At 71.8% G+C, this 4998-nt stretch carries 2 CRISPR repeat arrays.

What is annotated here, in order from left to right:
- Window positions 1–2: 2 nt before the first annotated feature.
- Window positions 3–702: direct repeats of the CRISPR family, unit length 29 nt; unit sequence CGGCTCACCTCCGCTCGCGCGGAGAGGAC.
- 28 nt (window positions 703–730) lie between these two features.
- A CRISPR array of direct repeats spans window positions 731–4969; the repeat unit is 29 nt; unit sequence CGGCTCACCTCCGCTCGCGCGGAGAGGAC.
- Between the last annotated feature and the right edge of the window lie 29 nt (window positions 4970–4998).

The following is a 4998-nucleotide window of genomic DNA, read 5'->3' as shown; positions in this document are numbered from 1 at the left end:
GTCGGCTCACCTCCGCTCGCGCGGAGAGGACCCGACCGCCCCGGCCTGTCCGGGACGGGAGGACGGCTCACCTCCGCTCGCGCGGAGAGGACCCCCGGCGTCCGCCTCCTCGGAGACAAACTGTCGGCTCACCTCCGCTCGCGCGGAGAGGACCCGACCGCCCCGGCCTGTCCGGGACGGGAGGACGGCTCACCTCCGCTCGCGCGGAGAGGACCCCCCATCAGGAGAGAACCTCATGCCAGTCGACGGCTCACCTCCGCTCGCGCGGAGAGGACTGAACCAGCATCGAGAGGTACGCGCCGATCCGCGGCTCACCTCCGCTCGCGCGGAGAAGACAGAACCGGGACGGCCGGCGACCATTCGACCGGCGGCTCACCTCCGCTCGCGCGGAGAGGACCGCTGGACGTGCGTGTTGAACAGCTCGTCCACCGGCTCACCTCCGCTCGCGCGGAGAGGACTCCGTCCGGCACCCGGACGGAGGCCCTTGGGTCGGCTCACCTCCGCTCGCGCGGAGAGGACCGGTTACCTGCAGTGTGCTCACTCGACCCCCACGGCTCACCTCCGCTCGCGCGGAGAGGACGGCGTCCTGGAGATCACCCCGGACACGGTCGTCGGCTCACCTCCGCTCGCGCGGAGAGGACATGGTGCCGGCGTCCAGGACGATGGCGTTGGGCGGCTCACCTCCGCTGGCGCGAAGAGGACTCTGCCTCCGCCCATTGGTCAAGGCTCCTCGCTTACCTCCGCTCGAGCGGAGAAGCTGCCATCAGCTGATGTGCGGTGATCGCGGCCTGCGGCTTACCTCCGCTCGCGCGGAGAGGACCCCGGTCCGGTTGGCGGGGAACGCCTCCCCCGCGGCTCACCTCCGCTCGCGCGGAGAGGACGTGTAGACCGTGTTCACCACGAACTCGATGGGCGGCTCACCTCCGCTCGCGCGGAGAGGACGTCGCTGGAGTCCTGCTTCTCGGTGGCGATGCTGGCTCACCTCCGCTCGCGCGGAGAGGACGCCGGGAGGTGCATCTGGGAGCCGTCCTCCAGCGGCTCACCTCCGCTCGCGCGGAGAGGACAGCTCCCCGAGCCATCGAGCAGCGCCGTACAGCGGCTCACCTCCGCTCGCGCGGAGAGGACAGCCCGGACTGTACCTCGGTGGACCCGGCGATCGGCTCACCTCCGCTCGCGCGGAGAGGACCAGGCCCACACCGACGCGCACCGGTTGAGGCCCGGCTCACCTCCGCTCGCGCGGAGAGGACGCGGGACCAGCTGGTGGGGTTGCTGGGCATGGTGGCTCACCTCCGCTCGCGCGGAGAGGAATCGTCAGCGTCGAGCGTCCAGTCCAGGCGAGCCGGCTCACCTCCGCTCGCGCGGAGAGGACAGCAGCATCTACCGCACCGGAGGCCGACAGGTCGGCTCACCTCCGCTCGCGCGGAGAGGACGTGAGCGCGTCTTCCATCCCGATCGCGGCCAGCGGCTCACCTCCGCTCGCGCGGAGAGGACGGGCAGAGCGTGCCCGGCGTGTCCAGGGTGATCGGCTCACCTCCGCTCGCGCGGAGAGGACGGGTGATGCCCACAGGGCTCCTTAGGTTGCGGCGGCTCACCTCCGCTCGCGCGGAGAGGACGGGTGATGCCCACAGGGCTCCTTAGGTTGCGGCGGCTCACCTCCGCTCGCGCGGAGAGGACGCAACTCTCGTCGCGGAGACCATGAAGGCAACCGGCTCACCTCCGCTCGCGCGGAGAGGACGGCCGTGAACGTCCGGTGATGTCTCGCAAATCCGGCTCACCTCCGCTCGCGCGGAGAGGACGCCAGCCCCCGCCGTCCAGTTCAGCAGCCGCGCGGCTCACCTCCGCTCGCGCGGAGAGGACGCCGAGCCCGGCCGCTTCGAGAGCGGTAGCGGCGGCTCACCTCCGCTCGCGCGGAGAGGACAGCCGCCTCACCCTCGACGCGGCCCTCGCCTACGGCTCACCTCCGCTCGCGCGGAGAGGACGAAGCGGTACCGGTGATCGCGGCCAGGGCGCCCGGCTCACCTCCGCTCGCGCGGAGAGGACAGGGGACCACGCCGGGTCGGGTTGTTGGCCGTCGGCTCACCTCCGCTCGCGCGGAGAGGACGGTCTGGGGTTCGCTGGTCATGGTCAGAATCCCGGCTCACCTCCGCTCGCGCGGAGAGGACTGGGCGCCGGCCGCGCCGGAGCTGAACTTCTACGGCTCACCTCCGCTCGCGCGGAGAGGACAGAGCGCGGACGGATTCGACCGCGCCCTTCAGCGGCTCACCTCCGCTCGCGCGGAGAGGACCGCCCCGGTTTGGCGCGCGGGCTCCCGTCCGCCGGCTCACCTCCGCTCGCGCGGAGAGGACTCCTTCGCGTCGGCCGCGACTGGTTCGGCTACCGGCTCACCTCCGCTCGCGCAGAGAGGACTTCGCGAGGACCGACAGCCCGATCGCGGCCGCCGGCTCACCTCCGCTCGTGCGGAGAGGCCTACCCGGACGCCGCTGGGAACACCGTGTACCACGGCTCACCTCCGCTCGCGCGAAGAGAACTGCGCCCTCGCCGTCACCCGCGGCTGGTGGTCCGGCTCACCTCCGCTGGCGCGGAGAGGACTTCCACTCCAGCTTCTGCCCGGCGTCGCGCTTCGGCTCACTTCCGCTGGCGCGGAAAAGACGTCGAGACCATTCGCACCGTCGAGAGCTACGTCGGCTCACCTCCGCTCGCGCGGAGAGGACTTGGCGCGCACGGCCGGGTTCTCATCGGCCAGCGGCTCACCTCCGCTCGCGCGGAGAGGACCGGGCCTTGGCTCGGGCCTTGCGCGCTTTCTGCGGCTCACCTCCGCTCGCGCGGAGAGGACGTCGCGGTGTCGCCGGTCAGGTCCCACACCGACGGCTCACCTCCGCTCGCGCGGAGAGGACAGCGCCAGACCCCCCAGCGTCGCCGGGTACTCCGGCTCACCTCCGCTCGCGCGGAGAGGACTCCAGGACCGCCTAGCCGGCCTCCTGGGTGCCCGGCTCACCTCCGCTCGCGCGGAGAGGACTCTGGAAAAGGAAGCAGCCTAGACATGACCGTCGGCTCACCTCCGCTCGCGCGGAGAGGACGGCGGGGACCCGCTGGTCAGCCTCGCCAAGGGCGGCTCACCTCCACTTGCGCGGAGAGGACGAACACGCCTCATGGACGAACAGCGCGCAGCGCGGCTCACCTCCGCTCGCGCGGAGAAGGACTACCTGGTGGGCTGGATACGGGCCCTGGTCGGCTGCTCACCTCCGCTCGCGCGGAGAGGACAGGTCGACGCTGGATGCGTCGTACCAGCGAGTCGGCTCACCTCCGCTCGCGTGGAAAGGACGTACACACCCCCGCCCCGGGATGAGCCTCCATCGGTTCATCTCCGCTCACACGGAGAGGACATCACCGTGGCGGACGTGATCGCCACGGGGTACGGCTCACCTCCGCTCGCGCGGAGAGGACGACGCACCGAGCACCACTGACAGGCCCGCACCCGGCTCACCTCCGCTCGCGCGGAGAGGACCACGCAGGTCAGAGCCCGTGCGGTGCCGTCGCCGGCTCACCTCCGCTCGCGCGGAGAGGACGGCTCCTCGATCACGTTCGTGCGGATCAAGGGCGGCTCACCTCCGCTCGCGCGGAGAGGACTGTCGCCCTGCTGTCACCTGCGGATTTTCGGGCGGCTCACCTCCGCTCGCGCGGAGAGGACGTCGTCACCGGTCCAGCCCGCAGCCTCCAGGGCGGCTCACCTCCGCTCGCGCGGAGAGGACATGGGCCCGCCGCCGTCGTGGTCGGTCAGTGCCGGCTCACCTCCGCTCGCGCGGAGAGGACCTCGTCTTGGGCCGGGCCCCGGCCTTGACGTTCGGCTCACCTCCGCTCGCGCGGAGAGGACACGCCTTGCCGTCGATGACCTTGCCCGTGGTGCGGCTCACCTCCGCTCGCGCGGAGAGGACTCCCCGGTGGCCGGCGGGGAGCTGGGCGTCGACGGCTCACCTCCGCTCGCGCGGAGAGGACTCCAGCGCGAGAAGGTTGTACGGACTGGCCTGCGGCTCACCTCCGCTCGCGCGGAGAGGACGTGCGGGCCGCGGGGCCGCTGCGGGAGCGGTTCGGCTCACCTCCGCTCGCGCGGAGAGGACAAGCCCGGCTGGAGGAATCCCCCCGCATCGAACGGCTCACCTCCGCTCGCGCGGAGAGGACGCGCGGTGTGAAGGTGACGCCGATCTCGCAGACGGCTCACCTCCGCTCGCGCGGAGAGGACGGCCCCGGTTGGCGTCGTCGAACGTGAACACGCGGCTCACCTCCGCTCGCGCGGAGAGGACGTCAGGACGAGGCAGGCCACGAACGCGGTCGCCGGCTCACCTCCGCTCGCGCGGAGAGGACGTCCGTCGGCGCCGGCTGTCCGGCCCCGATGACGGCTCACCTCCGCTCGCGCGGAGAGGACCGTACTCTGCACGCGCTGGGCGAGCGCAACCACGGCTCACCTCCGCTCGCGCGGAGAGGACATCCAGGTCATCACGTCCCTGCTGAAGGGCGACGGCTCACCTCCGCTCGCGCGGAGAGGACGAACTCCCGGCGGGTGAACAAGTCGCCGTCGACGGCTCACCTCCGCTCGCGCGGAGAGGACCTGACCGGGGCACGTACAGATGTGGGTGCATCCGGCTCACCTCCGCTCGCGCGGAGAGGACGTCGCGGTGTCGCCGGTCAGATCCCACACACTCGGCTCACCTCCGCTCGCGCGGAGAGGACATGGCTTTCTGTACGGCCTGCGGGCTGGCGTCCGGCTCACCTCCGCTCGCGCGGAGAGGACCGAACGCTGTGGAACATGCCGCGCGAGCACGGCGGCTCACCTCCGCTCGCGCGGAGAGGACCGAACGCTGTGGAACATGCCGCGCGAGCACGGCGGCTCACCTCCGCTCGCGCGGAGAGGACCAGTTGGCCGGGTACTTCGTGTACTGGGGGTCCGGCTCACCTCCGCTCGCGCGGAGAGGACGCGCCGGTCAGCAGGACGCGCATGTCTGT

The sequence above is a fragment of the Streptomyces sp. NPDC051051 genome (genome assembly GCF_040682975.1).
Classification (GTDB): Bacteria; Actinomycetota; Actinomycetes; order Streptomycetales; family Streptomycetaceae; genus Streptomyces.
This window is presented reverse-complemented; position numbering and strand designations above follow the sequence as displayed.